The sequence below is a fragment of the Roseovarius sp. SCSIO 43702 genome, assembly GCF_019599045.1.
Taxonomy (GTDB): Bacteria; Pseudomonadota; Alphaproteobacteria; order Rhodobacterales; family Rhodobacteraceae; genus Roseovarius.
Map to the genome: position 1 here is coordinate 2,225,311 of NZ_CP080623.1, position 15,963 is coordinate 2,241,273.

General features: G+C 64.2%; 17 protein-coding genes. 2 read left to right on the plus strand and 15 right to left on the minus strand.

The window, feature by feature from the left end; genetic code table 11:
• Positions 1 to 17 precede the first annotated feature (17 nt).
• A complete protein-coding gene (locus K1T73_RS10930; protein WP_220600736.1) occupies positions 18 to 254 on the minus strand; it encodes a BolA/IbaG family iron-sulfur metabolism protein in 237 nt (78 codons plus the stop codon).
• Positions 255 to 384: 130 nt separating this feature from the next.
• Between K1T73_RS10930 and K1T73_RS10935 the strand changes: the two genes are divergently transcribed.
• Together K1T73_RS10935 and K1T73_RS10940 are read left to right on the plus strand one after the other, a co-directional pair.
• Positions 385 to 1,338 carry a glycosyltransferase family 2 protein gene (locus K1T73_RS10935; protein ID WP_220600737.1) on the plus strand — a complete coding sequence of 318 codons (954 nt, stop codon included), beginning with the start codon at positions 385 to 387 and terminating at the stop codon, positions 1,336 to 1,338.
• A 197-nt stretch (positions 1,339 to 1,535) separates the two neighbouring features.
• A complete protein-coding gene (locus K1T73_RS10940) occupies positions 1,536 to 3,071 on the plus strand; it encodes a DEAD/DEAH box helicase (protein WP_220600738.1) in 1,536 nt (511 codons plus the stop codon).
• A 76-nt stretch (positions 3,072 to 3,147) separates the two neighbouring features.
• Here the strand turns inward: K1T73_RS10940 and K1T73_RS10945 are convergent, their stop codons facing one another.
• The 14 genes from K1T73_RS10945 to K1T73_RS11010 all read right to left on the minus strand — a co-directional run bounded on the left by K1T73_RS10945 (position 3,148) and on the right by K1T73_RS11010 (position 15,963).
• Complete coding sequence (locus tag K1T73_RS10945) at positions 3,148 to 3,609, minus strand: hypothetical protein (protein WP_220600739.1); 462 nt, start codon at positions 3,607 to 3,609, stop codon at positions 3,148 to 3,150.
• 72 nt (positions 3,610 to 3,681) lie between these two features.
• The gene (locus K1T73_RS10950) at positions 3,682 to 5,349 is read right to left on the minus strand and encodes a ribonuclease J (protein ID WP_220600740.1); all 1,668 of its coding nucleotides are present in this window, start codon (positions 5,347 to 5,349) and stop codon (positions 3,682 to 3,684) included.
• Between the two features lie 7 nt (positions 5,350 to 5,356).
• The gene (locus K1T73_RS10955; RefSeq protein ID WP_220600741.1) at positions 5,357 to 6,130 is read right to left on the minus strand and encodes a type III pantothenate kinase; all 774 of its coding nucleotides are present in this window, start codon (positions 6,128 to 6,130) and stop codon (positions 5,357 to 5,359) included.
• 24 nt (positions 6,131 to 6,154) lie between these two features.
• A complete protein-coding gene (locus K1T73_RS10960) occupies positions 6,155 to 6,904 on the minus strand; it encodes a biotin--[acetyl-CoA-carboxylase] ligase (protein ID WP_220600742.1) in 750 nt (249 codons plus the stop codon).
• 85 nt (positions 6,905 to 6,989) lie between these two features.
• Positions 6,990 to 8,423 carry an NADH-quinone oxidoreductase subunit NuoN gene (gene nuoN / locus K1T73_RS10965; protein ID WP_220600743.1) on the minus strand — a complete coding sequence of 478 codons (1,434 nt, stop codon included), beginning with the start codon at positions 8,421 to 8,423 and terminating at the stop codon, positions 6,990 to 6,992.
• 12 nt (positions 8,424 to 8,435) lie between these two features.
• The gene (locus K1T73_RS10970; RefSeq protein ID WP_220600744.1) at positions 8,436 to 9,989 is read right to left on the minus strand and encodes an NADH-quinone oxidoreductase subunit M; all 1,554 of its coding nucleotides are present in this window, start codon (positions 9,987 to 9,989) and stop codon (positions 8,436 to 8,438) included.
• Positions 9,989 to 12,196 (minus strand): NADH-quinone oxidoreductase subunit L, encoded by a 2,208-nt coding sequence (gene nuoL, locus K1T73_RS10975; RefSeq protein WP_409077703.1) that lies wholly within the window; start codon positions 12,194 to 12,196, stop codon positions 9,989 to 9,991. The genes K1T73_RS10970 and nuoL overlap by 1 nt, the downstream gene beginning before the upstream one ends.
• Positions 12,197 to 12,201: 5 nt before the next feature.
• Positions 12,202 to 12,507 carry an NADH-quinone oxidoreductase subunit NuoK gene (gene nuoK / locus K1T73_RS10980; protein WP_220600745.1) on the minus strand — a complete coding sequence of 102 codons (306 nt, stop codon included), beginning with the start codon at positions 12,505 to 12,507 and terminating at the stop codon, positions 12,202 to 12,204.
• A gap of 126 nt (positions 12,508 to 12,633) precedes the next feature.
• A complete protein-coding gene (locus K1T73_RS10985; RefSeq protein ID WP_220600746.1) occupies positions 12,634 to 13,242 on the minus strand; it encodes an NADH-quinone oxidoreductase subunit J in 609 nt (202 codons plus the stop codon).
• The gene (locus K1T73_RS10990) at positions 13,239 to 13,652 is read right to left on the minus strand and encodes a carboxymuconolactone decarboxylase family protein (protein ID WP_220600747.1); all 414 of its coding nucleotides are present in this window, start codon (positions 13,650 to 13,652) and stop codon (positions 13,239 to 13,241) included. The genes K1T73_RS10985 and K1T73_RS10990 overlap by 4 nt, the downstream gene beginning before the upstream one ends.
• Complete coding sequence (nuoI, locus tag K1T73_RS10995) at positions 13,649 to 14,143, minus strand: NADH-quinone oxidoreductase subunit NuoI (protein ID WP_220600748.1); 495 nt, start codon at positions 14,141 to 14,143, stop codon at positions 13,649 to 13,651. Before nuoI ends, K1T73_RS10990 begins: the two co-directional genes overlap by 4 nt.
• Before the next feature lie 2 nt (positions 14,144 to 14,145).
• On the minus strand, positions 14,146 to 15,183 hold the full coding sequence (gene nuoH / locus K1T73_RS11000; protein WP_220600749.1) for an NADH-quinone oxidoreductase subunit NuoH: 1,038 nt from the start codon (positions 15,181 to 15,183) through the stop codon (positions 14,146 to 14,148).
• Between the two features lie 7 nt (positions 15,184 to 15,190).
• Positions 15,191 to 15,583, minus strand: a complete 393-nt coding sequence (locus K1T73_RS11005) for a hypothetical protein (protein WP_259400221.1) — start codon at positions 15,581 to 15,583, stop codon at positions 15,191 to 15,193.
• A 2-nt stretch (positions 15,584 to 15,585) separates the two neighbouring features.
• Entirely contained in the window at positions 15,586 to 15,963 is a 378-nt protein-coding gene (locus K1T73_RS11010) for a hypothetical protein (RefSeq protein WP_259400222.1), read from the minus strand.

Sequence of the window (15,963 nt, forward strand, 5' to 3'; positions counted from 1 at the left end):
GCATGACCCGAGACCCGTCAGTCAGGCGCCCGCGTGGTCAGCGCCAGCGCGTGCAATTCACCGTTCGAGCCGTCCATCTTGCCCTTGAGCGCGGCATAGACCGCGCGTTGCTGCTGCACGCGGTTCTTGCCGCGAAAGCTTTCGTCGATGACCTCGGCGGCGAAATGCGCGCCGTCATCGCCCTGCACGCTGATCTGCGCGTTGGGAAAGCTCTCGCGCAGCATCGCCTCGATGTCACTTGCAAGAATGGCCATTGGCACCCTCCGTCGTGTCTTGCCTTCGAGATAGAACCTGCGCGGCCCGGTTGCAAGCCGCGGATGCCCCTTGCGCCGCGCGGGCGCCGCCGCCATCCTGTCGCGGGGCAGGACGGGACGGATCAGGACCATGAGACCGGCAAAATGGGGGATCGTCTCGACGGTCAGGGCCGAAACGCGGCCCATACTCGATTTCGTCGCGCATCATCTGTCGATCGGAGCTCACCGCATCCACATCTATCTTGACGAGGACAATCCCGAGGCGCGCGCGGCACTGGCTACGCAACCTCGCGTCATGGTGATCGTCTGTGACGACGACTACTGGGAGAACCGAGGCGGACGCCCGGACAAGCATCAGGCGCGCCAGACCCGCAACGCGACCAAGCGCTATCGCCGCAGGCCGGGCGTGGAATGGCTCGCGCATATCGACGTGGACGAGTTTCTGTGGCCGGAGACACCCATCGGAGAGCAGCTGAACAGCCTCAAACCGGATGCCGAGGTGGCGCGGGTATGGCCGATCGAGGCGCTGGCGAACCCCGGACCGGACCCCGAGCCCGGCACGTGGTTCAAGAGCTACAGCCGCCAGCAGCGCGTGCGCCGCGAACAGACGGCGGCCATCTATCCCGAGTTCGGCATCCACCTGAACGGTGGCTTCCTTAGCCACGTCGCGGGCAAGGTCTTCGTGCGCACCGGCATCCCGAAGGTCAATTTCCGCATTCACAACGCCTTCATCCACGGCGTCCAGATGGACCGCGAGGACGTGCTGAAGGGCGTGAAGCTCTGCCATCTTCACGCACCCGATTTCGAGCACTGGCAACGCGCTTATCGCTACCGGCTCGAGAAGGGTTCCTATCGCGCCGACCTCAAGCCCGCACCGAGCCCGGACGGGGCGGGACTCAACATGAACGCGCTGTTCTCGATGCTCGAAGCCGACGGGGGCGAGGAGGCCTTGCGCCGGTTCTACGACGAGGTCTGCACGGCAACGCCAGGTCTGCGTACGCGGCTCGCGGAATTCGGGCTGCTCCAGCGGGTCGATCTCGACCTTGACCGGAAGCGCGCCGAGGTCTTTCCCGATCACGCCTGAACCGTTGCGGAATAAGCAACAATTCGTCGCGCCTGAGGTGCATTGTCGCTTCCATGTCTCAGGACATTGACCAGACCGGCAAAACCCGTGTAAAGGCGGGCCATTGGATCGATACCGCGATGGTGTGCGGGGGCCGGACGGGCCTGATCCGAATCGAGACGGCGGGCCGAAGCAGTGTCCGCACAAAGCGGATACACATGACAAAATTCTCCGATCTGAATCTGAATCCCAAAGTTCTCAAGGCCATCGACGAGGCCGGATACGAGACCCCAACCCCCATCCAGGCGGGTGCCATTCCGCCGGCGCTTGAAGGGCGCGACGTTCTGGGCATCGCCCAGACCGGCACCGGCAAGACCGCGAGCTTCACGCTTCCGATGCTGTCGATCCTCGCCCGCGGCCGCGCCCGCGCACGGATGCCGCGCAGCCTGGTGCTGTGCCCCACGCGGGAACTGGCCGCGCAGGTGGCCGAGAACTTCGACACCTATTCCAAGCATCTCAAACTAACCAAGGCGCTGCTGATCGGCGGGGTGAGCTTCAAGGAGCAGGAACAGATCATCGACAAGGGCGTCGATGTCCTGATCGCCACGCCGGGCCGCCTGCTCGATCATTTCGAGCGCGGCAAGCTGATCCTGTCGGACGTCAAGGTCATGGTCGTGGACGAGGCCGACCGGATGCTCGACATGGGATTCATCCCCGATATCGAGCGCATCTTCGGCCTCGTGCCCTTCACGCGCCAGACGCTTTTCTTCTCGGCCACCATGGCCTCGGAGATCGAGCGGATCACCAACACCTTCCTCAGCAATCCCGCCCGCATCGAGGTGGCCCGCCAGGCCACCGCGTCCGAGACGATCGAGCAGGGTGTGGTCATGTTCAAACCCTCGCGCCGCGACCGCGAGGCCAGCGAGAAGCGCAAGGTCCTGCGGCTGCTGATCGACGGCGAGGGCGAGAAATGCACGAACGCGATCATCTTCTGCAACCGCAAGACGGATGTGGATATCGTGGCGAAGAGCCTCAAGAAATATGGCTATGACGCCGCGCCGATTCATGGCGACCTGGACCAGAGCCAGCGCACGCGCACCCTCGACCAGTTCCGCAAGGGCGAGTTGAAGTTCCTCGTGGCGTCGGACGTGGCCGCGCGCGGCCTCGATGTGCCGGCGGTGAGCCACGTGTTCAACTTCGACGTGCCCAGCCATGCGGAGGATTACGTGCACCGCATCGGGCGGACGGGCCGTGCCGGGCGCCAGGGCAAGACGCTGATGATCTGCGTGCCGAAGGACGAGAAGAACATGGCCGCGATCGAGGCGCTGATCCAGAAGGACATCCCGCGCCTGCCGAATCCGCTGGGCGAGAGCGTCGAGGCGGCGCCGGAAGCCGAGACCGCCGATACTGCCCCCGCCAAGCCACGCCGCAGCCGCAGCCGCCGCAAACCCGCGGGAGAGAAGGCCACCGAGACCGCGCATGAGAGTGCGGCGCCGGAGGCAGCCGCGGAAACGAGCGCCTCCGCCGATCCCAAACCCGCGCGCGACGCGCAGAAGCGGGAGCCGCGCGACGAGCCCCGCCACGCCTCGGACGACGGCGAGCAGCAACAAGAGGGTAAATCCTCGCGCTCGCGCAGCCGCGGCGGACGTGGCCGCTCGGGCGGTGGCAACGGCGGCGGCGACAAGGTCGTCGGCATGGGCGATCACCTGCCCAGCTTCATCGCCCTCAGCTTCGAAGAGCGCAGGGCCGGCTGATCCGGCCGGATATTGCAATGCCCGCCGCCGCCTGGTCGGTGCGGGATCGAACGGTCGCGCGTCTGGTGCTGTCTCGTCAGCGGCAAGTCACTACACTGCGCACGATATTCGCGGCGATTGTGGGTTCGGGGAACTGGACCTGCACTTCGCGCTGTCCGTTTTCCGAAACATTGATCCGCTGCACCTTGGTGAAATCGCCCTCGTTGGTTTCGAGCCGCGCTTCGATCGTCACCTCGCGACCCCGCCCGTCAAGCGCGACAACCGCCCGCGTCACGATGCCGTAATCCAACTCACCGTTCACGATAAACGCGTCCTCGGAATTCTGCACCGAGATTACCTTACACGTGCTGCCGGCCCCGCCCATGATGTAACCCACAACTACCAGAACCGCGAATACGCCTGCCGCTCCACCGAGGATTTTGGCTATGGTGGTCCCCCAGTATCCCGTTCGCGATGGGTTACGCACCCCGCAATGAGGACAAGTTTCCGCAGCGTCGGAGACCTCTCTGTTGCATTCCCGGCAGGTTGTCAGGCCCATGATACTCTCCCTTCGTTTCTCCGAAGTGGACCGCAATTCATGTCACCTGACAAGTCCGCCGTGAATCCGGAGTTAGCTCAAACGGCTGATCACCACCGTCACCTCGGGTTTCTTGCCGATCTCGTTCTGCGCCGTCTGGCGCACGATGCGGCGCATCGCGTCCTCGAGCTTGTCGTCATCGGCGAGTGTCTTGTCGTCGGCCCGGCCCAGGAACTGGTTGAGGTCCTCCTCGAGCACGTCGACCAGCGGAGCGCGGCTCAGGCCCGTTTCCGCCAGTCCCCGTGCTTCGCACCACGGCTCGCCCAGCGGCTCGTCCTCCTCGTCGAGGATGATGTTCACCATCACGTGCCCGTTGAGCGCCATGCGGATGCGGTCGCGCACCACGCCATCGAGCGCGCCGTATTTCACCGTCCCGTCGAGATAGGTCCGCCCTGTCTCGACATACTCGGCGACCTGCGGCGGCTCGGCCGAAAGGTCGACCATCGTGCCGTTCACGGCGAGGACACCCCGGATCCTGCGCTGCCCGGCAAGCTTCACGTGTTCGCGCAGGTGCCGGTGCTCGCCGTGCATCGGCACGAGGATGTCGGGGCGCAGGATCTCGTGCATCTCCTCGAGGTCGGGGCGGTTGGCATGGCCCGAGACATGGTAGAGGCCCGAGCCATCGTCGATCACATCGACCCCTTTCTCGCTCAGGGCGTTGACGATGCGCAGCACGCCACGCTCGTTGCCGGGGATGGTCTTGGACGAGAAAAGGAACATGTCGCCCTCGGTCAGGGTGATTCCCTGGTATTTACCGTTGGCTAGCTGAGCGCTCGCGGCGCGGCGCTCGCCCTGGCTTCCGGTCACGATGAGCATCAGGTTCTCGCGCGGGACGTCGCGGGCCTCTTCCGGGCTGATGACGGGCGGGAAGGACTTGAGCACACCTGTCTCGACCGCCGCCTCGATCATCCGCCGCATCGCGCGTCCCAAAAGGCAGACCGACCGCCCTGCCCGCTCACCGGCTTCGGCGAGGGTAAGAACGCGCGCGACGTTGCTGGCGAAGGTGGTGGCCACGAAGACGCCCTTGGCCGTTCCGATCAGCCGCTCGATTTCGGGGCCGACGGTCGCCTCCGAGCGTCCCTGGTGCAGGCTCATCACGTTGGTGCTGTCGCAGACGAGCGCCCGCACGCCGGGCTTCGCGATCTCGGCCCAGAGATCACGGTCGAACGGTTCGCCCACCAGGGGGGTCATGTCGATCTTGAAATCGCCCGAATGCACCACGCGGCCTGCGGGCGTGTCTATCACGAGGCCCGAGCTTTCGGGGATGGAGTGCGAAATCGGCACGAAGCCCACCGAGAACGGTCCGGCCTGCGTCATCTCGGGCCAGGGCGACACGGTTTCGACCGCGCGGGGGGGATGGCCGTGCTCCTCCATCTTGCGCCGCGCGATGTTGGCGGTGAAGGCGCGGGCAAAGATCGGCGCGCCGAGACGGTCATAGAAATGCGCCACGGCGCCCACGTGGTCCTCGTGCGCGTGCGTGACGAAGATCGCGTCCAGCCGGTCGCGCCGCTCGGCCAGCCAGCTTATGTCGGGCAGGATGAGATCGACGCCGGGCGTCGTGTCCATGTCCGGAAAGGTCACGCCCAGGTCGACGAGGATCAGGCGTTCCTGCCCCGGCTTTCCGTATCCGTAAACATAGGCGTTCATGCCGATTTCGCCCGCACCGCCGAGGGGCAGATAGATCAGTCTTTCGCTGCTCATGTGGCTTTCAGCCTTTCATCTTGTTATGCGCATGGATCACCGTCAGCCCATGCATGGTCAGATCGTCTTCGATCACGTCAAATAGCAGCCCGCCCTGCGCGAACAAGGGGGCGAGTCCGCCGGTCCCGATCACCTGCATCGGCGCGCCATATTCGTCACGAATACGCTCCGAGATGCCGTTCACGAGCCCCACGTAGCCCCAGAAGACGCCCGATTGCATGCACGCGACGGTATTGGTGCCGATCACGCGCTCGGGCTTGGTCACGTCCACATGCGGCAGGGCGGCCGCCGCCTGGTGCAGCGCCTCGAGGCTGAGATTGACCCCGGGCGCGATGACGCCCCCCACATATGCGCCGTCCGAGGCGACCACGTCGAAGGTGGTCGCGGTGCCGAAATCGACCACGATCAGATCGCCGCCATGCCGATCGAAGGCCCCCGCCGTGTTGACGAGCCGGTCGGGCCCGACATTCGTGCCGGGGTCGACCCGCGGGTCGACGGGCAGCGCGCAATCGGGCTTGCCCACGACCATCGGGCGACAACCGAAGAAGCGGTCGGCGAAGACGCGCAGGTTGAAGACCACGCGCGGCACGGTCGAGGAGATGATGACATCGGTGATGTCGACCTCGATCCCGTAATGTTTCACCAGCGTCGAATACCAGGTGAAATAGGCATCCGCAGTGCGTGCGTGGTGGGTCGAGGTCCGCAGCGTGCAGAGAAACCGCGTGCCGTCCCAGATCGAGAAGACGGTATTGGTATTTCCGCAATCGATGGCCAGGAGCATGGGGCGCCCTCCGTCCTTTTTTACCTAGAAGAATATGTCGGCGGCGGGGATCGCGCGCCGCCCCTGCGGGGTGGATAGAACGAGATTCCCGTTGGCATCGACCGTGTCGAACGTGCCGGTGATCTCCTCGGTCATGGTCCGGGCAGTCACCGCCTCGCCCAGACGCGCCGCCCGGTCGAGCCACGCGTCGCGGATGGGCGGGAAACCGTAGGTCGTGAACTGCGCCTCGTAGCGCGCGTAGGCGGGCGCGAGAAGTGACAGGAACGTCTCGGGCGCCACGTCGGCACCCGTGGCCGACATGAGCGAGACCGCCCCGACCGCCCCCGGTTCGAGCGTCGCGGGATCGGGCGCGGCCACGAGGTTGACGCCGAAGCCGATGGCAAGATGAACCGGGCGCCCGCCCTGCCCGGCGCTTTCGAGCAGGATACCGGCCAGCTTGCCGCCGTTCAGCACCACATCGTTCGGCCATTTGAGCGCAAGCCCCGCCGCGCGCCCGGTGGCCGCGACCACGGCGTCGAACAGCGCCAGCGACGCCACGAAGGAGCGCAGCGCGAGCCTCTCGGGCGGCTCGCCCGGATGCAGGAGAAGCGTGGCCGCGAAATTGCCCTCGGGATCTGCCCAGGCCCGTCCGCGCCGCCCCCGTCCCGCCGTCTGTCGACGCGCGAGGATCCATTCGGGACCCCGGAGCTCGGGCGCGCGGCGCAGAGCCTCGGCATTTGTGCTGTCCACCTCGTCCAGCACGCGCCGGCCATATCCCTCGGGCCAGTCCTTCATCTTGCCGAAAATATCCCCGCCGGAGGCGGAGTGAGAAACCGGCGCGCCCCGAATGACGCGCCGGCGGGTTTCGGAGCGCATCCGGTCACTTGAGCAGCGTCGCCGCCGCCGCCTGCGCCACGCTTTCGATGCCGAACAGGAACACGATGCCCACGACCATCACCCCTGCGCTTGCCACGAGAAACCCCCAGAGCACCGGCGATTGCGGCCGGTCGAGCGGCTCGCGCTCCTGGCCGAAATACATGTAGAAGACGATGCGCAGGTAATAGAACGCGCCGATGACGGACGCGACGACACCGGCCACGGCAAGCCAGGCCAGCCCGCCCTCATAGGCCGCGCGCAGCACGTAGAACTTGGCGAAGAACCCGAGGAACGGTGGCACCCCGGCAAGGCTGAAGAGGAGGATCAGCATCGAGAGCGCCCGTGTGGGATTGTTGCGCGCATACATGTTGAGGCTCATGATGTCGGTCACGGGCTGCCCGTCGCGCTGCATCGACAGGATGAAGGCGAAGGCGCCCACGCTCATCGTGACGTAGATCGCCATGTAGATCAGCATCGCCTGCACGCCGAGCTCGGTCCCCGCCGCGAGCCCCATCAGCGCATAGCCCATATGCGCGATCGACGAATAGGCCATGAGGCGCTTGATGTCGGTCTGGCCGATCCCGGCGATCGCGCCCAGGAACATCGAGAGCACCGCCAAGAGCGCCACGATCTGCTGCCAGTCCTGCACCACTCCGCCGAACGCGTCGAAGACCACGCGGGCGAAAAGCGCCATGGCGGCCATCTTGGGCGCCGTGGCGAAGAAGGCGGTGACGGGCGTCGGCGCACCTTCGTAGACGTCCGGCGTCCACATGTGGAAGGGCACTGCCGAGATCTTGAAGGCCATGCCCGAGAGCACGAAGACGAGCCCAAGGAGCAGCCCGAGCGACGCCTGGCCCTCGGCCGCGGCGATGATGCCCGCGAAGGACGTCGTGCCGGTGTAGCCGTAGACCAGCGACGCACCATAGAGCAGCAGCCCCGAACTGAGCGAGCCCAGCACGAAATACTTGAGCCCCGCCTCGGTCGACTTGACGCTGTCACGGCGCAGCGCAGCCACGACGTAGAGCGCGAGCGACTGAAGCTCGAGCCCCACGTAGAGCGCCATGAGATCGCCCGCGCTGACCATCACCATCATCCCCACGGCGGCAAGCGTGACGATCATCGGGAACTCGAATTTCAGCAACCCGCGGCGCGCCATGTATTCCTGGCTCATGACGAGGATGGCGGCGGCGCTCAAAAGGACGGTGATCTTGGCGAAGCGGGCGAAGCCGTCATCGACGATCATGCCGTCGAAGGCGGTCCTCGTGCCGCCGAGGGACGAGATGTAGAAGGCGAGCGCCAGCATCAGCGCGGCGGTCAGCCAGACCAGCATCCCCGCCATCTTGTCGCGCCCGGTATAGACCGCGCCCAAGAGGCCCAGCATCGCATAGATCGCGAGGATTATCTCGGGCAGCATGACATTCAGATCGGCCTGGATCATCTTTGCGTTCCCTTATTGCGATGCGGCGGCGGCGGCATGTTGCGTCGCGGCCTCGGCGGCGGCGCGCGCCGTGTCGTAATTTGCGATGAGGTTCTCGACCGAGGGGCCGATGATGTCGGTCACCAAGCTGGGATAGACCCCGAGCAGGAGCGTCATCACGACGAGCGGTGCGAAGATCGCGCGCTCGCGCCCGCCCATGTCGGAGATCGACTTGAGGCTCTCCTTCAGAAGCTCGCCCATCACCACGCGGCGATAGAGCCAGAGCGCGTAGGCGGCGCTCAGGATGACGCCGGACGCGGCCACCACGGCCACCCAGGTGTTGACCTGGAAGATCCCCATCAGCGTCAGGAATTCCCCGATGAAGCCCGACGTGCCGGGCAGGCCCACATTGGCCATGGTGAACAGCATGAAGATGAGCGCATAGGCCGGCATCCGGTTCACGAGCCCGCCATAGGCGTCGATCTCGCGCGTGTGCATCCGGTCGTAGATCACGCCCACGCAGAGGAAGAGCGCGCCGGAGATGAAGCCGTGGCTGATCATCTGGAAGATGGCGCCGTCGATGCCCTGCTGGTTCGCGGCGAAGATACCCATGGTGACGTAGCCCATGTGAGCCACCGAGGAATAGGCGATGAGCTTCTTCATGTCCTCCTGCGCCAGTGCCACGAGCGAGGTGTAGACGATGGCGATGGCCGACATCCAGAGCACGAGCGGCGTCATCACGTCCGCGCCCACGGGGAACATCGGCAGCGAGAAGCGCAGGAAGCCGTAGCCGCCCATCTTGAGCAGGATCGCGGCCAGCACGACCGAGCCCGCCGTGGGCGCCTGCACATGCGCGTCCGGAAGCCAGGTATGGACCGGCCACATGGGCATCTTGACCGCGAAGCTGGCGAAGAAGGCGAGGAAGAGAAGCGTCTGCATCCCGCCCACGATCTGCACCCCCAGAAGCGGGAAGCTTTCGGCAGCGAATTGATGCTGCATGAGCAGCGTGATGTCGGTCGTGCCCGCATCCGCATACATCGCCACCATCGCCACCAGCATCAGCACCGAGCCGAGGAAGGTGTAGAGGAAAAACTTGAACGAGGCGTAGATCCGCTCCTTGCCGCCCCAGATGCCGATGATGAGGAACATCGGGATGAGCCCTGCCTCGAAGAAGAGGTAGAAGAGCACGAGATCGAGCGCCATGAACACGCCCAGCATCAGCGTCTCGAGCACCAGGAAGGCGATCATGTATTCCTTGACGCGGGTCTTCACGCCCCATGATGCGGCGATTGTCAGCGGCATCATGAAGGTGGTCAGCATCACGAAGAGGATCGAGATACCGTCGACGCCCATCTTGTACTTGATGTCGAGAAGCCACGCGGCCTCCTCGACCATCTGGAAGTCGGGATTCGCGGGATCGAACTGCACGAGGATCGCGATCGAGACGAGGAAGGTCAGCACCGTGGCGACGAGCGCCACCCATTTCGCGGCGCGCTGCGCGAATTCGTCCTCGCCGCGCAGGAAGACTGCGAGGATCGCTGCCGCAATGAGCGGAATGAACGTGGTGAGCGAGAGAACGTTCGACATCATTCGGCCCCCCCGCCGATCGTAACCCAGGTGATGAGAACCGCGATCCCGATCACCATGGCGAATGCGTAAGTGAAGATGTAGCCCGACTGTGCCCGGCCCGCGAGGCGGGTGAAGAAGGGCACGATGCCCATGGCCACCCCGTTGATGGTGCCGTCGATCACGCTGCCATCGCCACGGCGCCACAGGAGGCGGCCGAGACCCTTGGCGGATCGCACAAAGAGGACGTCATAGACCTCGTCGAAATACCACTTGTTGAGGAGGAAGTTGTAGAGCGGCCGCTGGTTCGCCGCGAGCCGACCGGGGATCGTCGGGTTCACGATATAGAAGACATAGGCCGTCACCAGCCCGATCAGCATCGCCACGAAGGGCGCGACCTTGACCCAGATCGGCGCGTGATGCGCGTCGTCCAGGACATGGTTGTCCGGTCCCATGAAGATGGCCCCCTGCGGCGCTTCGCCGCCGATGGTCGTCGCCTGGACGGCCTCGGCCTCGTCATGAGCCTCGCCCGCGCCGGTGGCCTCGTCACCCGTGACGACATCCTTGACGAGCGCGTCGCCCGCCGCCTCGAGATCGCCCTCGGCCAGTTCCTCGCCCGCCGCGACGACACCCTCGCCATGGCCGGCGTCGTCGGTTTGCGCCGCCTCGTCGGCGTGATCCGATGCCTCGGCATGGGTGGGGATGCCGAAGAAGGCGTTTACCCTGTTGTGATCCCCGAAGAAGCTGCCGTACCAGATCATGCCCGAGAAGATCGCGCCCAGTGCCAGCACGCCGAGCGGCACCAGCATCACCATCGGCGATTCATGCGCGTGCTCGTGGGTGTGCGCGTCGCCGCGCGGGCTTCCCCAGAAGGTCAGGAACATGAGCCGCCAGCTGTAGAACGAAGTGAGCAGCGCCGCGATGACGAGCATCCAGAAGGCATAGCCCCCTTGCGTCCCGGCCCAGGCGCTCTCGATCACGGCGTCCTTGGAAAGGAACCCCGCAAAGCCGATATGGGTCAGCGGAATGCCCACGCCGGTGATGGCCAGCGTGCCGATCAGCATGGCCCAGAAGGTATAGGGCATCTTCTTGCGCAAGCCGCCATAGTTCCGCATGTCCTGTTCGTGGTGCATCCCGTGGATGACCGAGCCTGCGCCGAGAAAGAGCATCGCCTTGAAGAACGCATGCGTCAGCAGGTGGAACATCGCCACCGAGTAGACACCGACGCCCGCCGCCACGAACATGTAGCCGAGCTGCGAACAGGTCGAATAGGCGATCACGCGTTTGATGTCGTTCTGCACGAGACCCACGGTCGCGGCGAAGAACGCGGTGGTGGCACCGATGAAGACGACCACGGCCATGGCCTCGGGCGCGTATTCCATGAGCGGCGACATGCGGCAGACGAGGAACACGCCGGCCGTGACCATCGTGGCCGCGTGGATGAGTGCCGACACCGGCGTCGGGCCTTCCATGGCGTCGGGAAGCCAGGTGTGCAGGAAAAGTTGCGCCGACTTGCCCATCGCGCCCACGAAGAGAAGGAAGGCGATGAGGTTCGCGGCGTTCCAGCTTGTCCAGAGGAAGGTGAGCTGCGTCTCGGCAAGCTCGGGGGCGGCCGCGAATATGTCGTCGAAGCGGATCGAATCCGTCAGGTAGAAGAGCGCGACAATGCCGAGGACAAAGCCGAAATCCCCCACCCTGTTCACGATGAAGGCCTTCATCGCCGCGGCGTTGGCCGAAGGTTTGCGGAAGTAGAACCCGATCAGCAGATACGAAGCGAGGCCCACGCCCTCCCATCCGAAGAACATCTGCGCGAGGTTGTCGGCCGTCACCAGCATCAGCATCGCGAAGGTAAAGAAGGACAGGTAGGCGAAGAAACGCGGCCGGTAGCTCTCGTTCTCGCCGAAATTCTCGTCATGCGCCATGTAACCCATCGAGTAGAGATGGACGAGCGCCGAGACGGTCGTGACGACGATGAGCATGATCGTGGTGAGCCGGTCCACGCGGATCGACCACGCGGTGTCGAGGCTGCCTGACTGGATCCAGGTCAGAACATGGACCGGGTCGTCCGACTGCGCGCCCTGGAGGAACACGACCCAGCTCAGCAGGCAGGCCAGGAAGAGCAGCCCCGTGCTGACCCATTGCGCGCCCTTGTCGCCGATGAGCCGCCAGCCGAAGCCCGCGATGATCGCCCCGATGAGAGGCGCGAAGAGGATCGTCTTGAAAATCATCTGGCTCAGCCTTTCATCACGTTCACGTCTTCGACCGCGATGGTGCCGCGGTTGCGGAAGAAACACACGAGGATCGCGAGGCCGACAGCGGCCTCGGCCGCGGCCACGGTCAGCACGAAGAGCGTGAAGACCTGACCCACCATGTCGTCGAGGTAGCTGGAGAACGCGACGAGGTTGATGTTGACCGAGAGCAGCATCAGTTCGATCGACATCAAGAGGATGATGACGTTCTTGCGGTTGAGAAAGAGCCCGAAGACACCGATGACGAAGAGCGCCGCCGCCACCGTCAGGTAATGTTCAAGTCCGATCATGTCGTCCGTCCCTCCGGGTCTGTAGCCCGACTTTCCTGGCATCGTGCCCCGCGTTCGACGCGGGGCCCCTTGGTTCATGTCGTCGCCCCCGCGGAGCGAGGTCCCGGATCACGTCCGGGACGCGTTTCAAAGCCCCTGCCCCGGCTTCACGTCCTTGAGCTCCATCGCCTTTGCCGGATCGCGATACATCTGCGCCAGCACGTTCTGGCGCTTGATGTCGGTGCGGTGACGCAGCGTGAGCGAGATGGCCCCCACCATCGCCACCAGCAGGATGAGACCCGCAAGCTGGAAGAGCAGGATATACTTGTCATAGAGCAGAAGGCCGAGCGCCGCCGTGTTGTGGCTGTCCTCCGGCCGGGGCGCGGCACGCGCCGCCTCGGCACCCTCGCCGAATTCCCACGCGCCATAGGCAAGCCCGAGCTGCATCAGGAGCACCACGCCGATCAGCAGCGCGAGCGGCATGTATTTCGCCATCTCCGCCTTCAGCTCGGCGAAATCCACGTCGAGCATCATCACGACGAAGAGGAAGAGAACCGCCACCGCGCCCACGTAGACGATGATGAGGAGCATGGCCACGAACTCGGCCCCCAGGAGCACGAAGAGGCCGGCCGCGCTCAGGAACGAGAGGATCAGCCACAGGACCGAGTGCACCGGGTTGCGGCTGATCACCGTGAAAAGCCCGCCGGTCACGACGCAGATCGCGAAGAGATAGAATGAGAATGCGAAGACGGTCATTTGTCATCTCCCTTCGTGTCCCGGTCGTCGAACACCTCACGCGCGTAATCCATGGCGCGGGTCATCGACGGGATGCCGGCGAACATCGCCATCTGGGCGATGGTCTCGGCGATTTCGTCCTCCGTCGCCCCCGCCTCGAGCGCGTGGCGCACGGTCATGCGCATCTGCGTGTCGCTCTGCGCGCCGAGCATGGTCAGCCCCGCGAGGGTCAACAACAGCCGCGTCTTGGCGTCAAGCCCATCCTTGCTCATCCCCTTGCCGAAGGACATTTCCATGACCTCTTTGGGCATGGTCGGCCACAGTTTCTCGAACCCCTTGGGCGAGAACGACTCGAGCGCGGGATTGAAGGCTTTCGCCATTTCCTGCGCCTGCGCCATCATCTGTTCGAACGGGTTTTTCGGATCGGTCATCTGTAGGGTGCGTCCATCTCGAGGTTGCGGGCGATCTCGGCCTCCCAGCGGTCGCCGTTGGCCAGGAGCTTGGCCTTGTCGTAAAACAACTCTTCCCGCGTTTCGGTCGCGAACTCGAAATTCGGGCCTTCGACGATCGCATCCACCGGGCACGCCTCCTGGCAGAAGCCGCAATAGATGCACTTGGTCATGTCGATGTCGTAGCGCGTGGTGCGGCGCGAGCCATCGTCGCGCGGCTCGGCGTCGATCGTGATGGCCTGCGCGGGGCAGATCGCCTCGCAGAGCTTGCAGGCGATGCACCGTTCCTCGCCATTGGGATAGCGCCTGAGCGCGTGCTCACCCCGGAAGCGGGGGGAAAGCGGCCCTTTCTCGTGCGGATAGTTCACGGTTTTCTTGGGCGCGAAGAAATACTTGAGACCAAGGCCCAAGCCTTTCCACACATCGCTGAGCAGGAAATATCCCACCGCGCGTCCGTAGTCGATATTCGCCATGGTCAGCCTCCAATCGCCCAGCGGGCCCAGAAGCCCCCGAGCACTTCGAATTTCGCGAGGAACGACACGATCACCACCCAGCCCAGCGACAGCGGCAGGAACACCTTCCAGCCGATGCGCATGAGCTGATCGTAGCGGTAGCGCGGCGTGATCGCCTTCACCATCGCGAAGAGGAAGAAGAAGAAGCCCATCTTCGCGATCATCCAGAACGCGCCGTCGGGCAGGCCCGGAATGGGGCTCAGCCAGCCGCCGAAGAACAGCAGCGACGTGAGCGCGCACATGAGCAGGATCGCGATGTACTCGCCCGCCATGAACAGCAGGAACGGGGTCGAGGAGTATTCCACCTGGTAGCCGGCCACCAGTTCCGATTCCGCTTCGGGCAGGTCGAAGGGCGGGCGGTTCGTCTCGGCCAGGCACGAGATGAAGAAGAGGAACACCATCGGGAGATGCGGCAGCCAATACCAGTTGAACATGCCCCAGTCGCCATCCTGCGCCGCGACGATATCGCCGAAATTGAGGCTTCCGGTCGAGATCACCACGCCGATGATGATGAGACCGATGGACACCTCGTAGGAGATCATCTGTGCCGCCGAGCGCAGCGAACCCAGAAAGGGATATTTCGAGTTCGACGCCCAGCCACCCATGATCACGCCGTAGACCTCGAGCGAGGACATGGCGAAGACATAGAGGATCGCCACGTTGATATCGGCCAGCACCCAGCCATCGGCGAACGGAATGACGGCCCAGGCGACGACGGCCAGCACGAAGCTCAGCATCGGCGCGAGCATGAAGACGGTGCGGTCGGCGCCCGCGGGAATCACGACCTCCTTGAGAACGTATTTCAACGCGTCGGCCACCGATTGCAGGATGCCCCAGGTGCCCACGACATTGGGCCCGCGGCGCATCTGCACGGCGGCCCAGATCTTGCGGTCGCCATAGACGAGGAACAGCAGGCTTATCATCACGAAGCCCAGCACCGCGAGACACTGCGCGAGGATGATCACGAATGTGCCGAGCGGCGTTGTCAGAAATTCTCCCATGAGTCCCTCATACCATCGGTATTCCCTGTTCCGCGCAGTCGGCGGCGACGACTTCGGCGTCGATTGTCTTCAGGCCGCGCGGAAGCGCCGCCGAGATCGTATAAACCGCATCACCGCGCCAGACGCCACCCTCTTCCTCGACATTCGTGCGCACATGACGCGCGAATCCGTAGCCGCGGATAAGAGCATATTGCGCCGCGGCACAGGCGGCGTAGCGGTCGATGTCACCCGTATCGCGTGCGCCGCGCATCTGCACGTGGAAATTCACCAGATCCCCGTCGAGCAGTCGCGTCTCGACACCCTCGTATTCGGGTGCGAACCGCGTCACCTCCTCGCCGCTTCCGGCCTCGCACGCGGAAAGCCCCGCCAGCGCGGCGAGAAACGATATGGTGTTTCTCACATTCACTCGCACACCCAGCTAGGCTTTTTGAAACCCACAACAATCCAGTCTTTGCCTTTTGGCTTTCCGAACAATGTATAAAGGCAGCTTTGGCTGTAGGGCACATAGTCCGTCGAAGTAGTAGTGACCGATGTCCAACCATTTGCACCGTAGAGACTGGTGGTCGATGGATTCGACATGGGGATATAACCACTCTCGTCAATGCGCCATTGGAACGCGCGACGGCCATCCGGCAAGTCGAACACCGATGTAGGTTTCCCGTAATCCAGCATAGGGGCAGTAATTGACTTGCCCACATAGCCTTCCATCACCTGCGAAGCACAGCCGGAAACCACAAGAATGGCAAACGCACCGAGTATTGATGAAGCGATAGTCTTCAT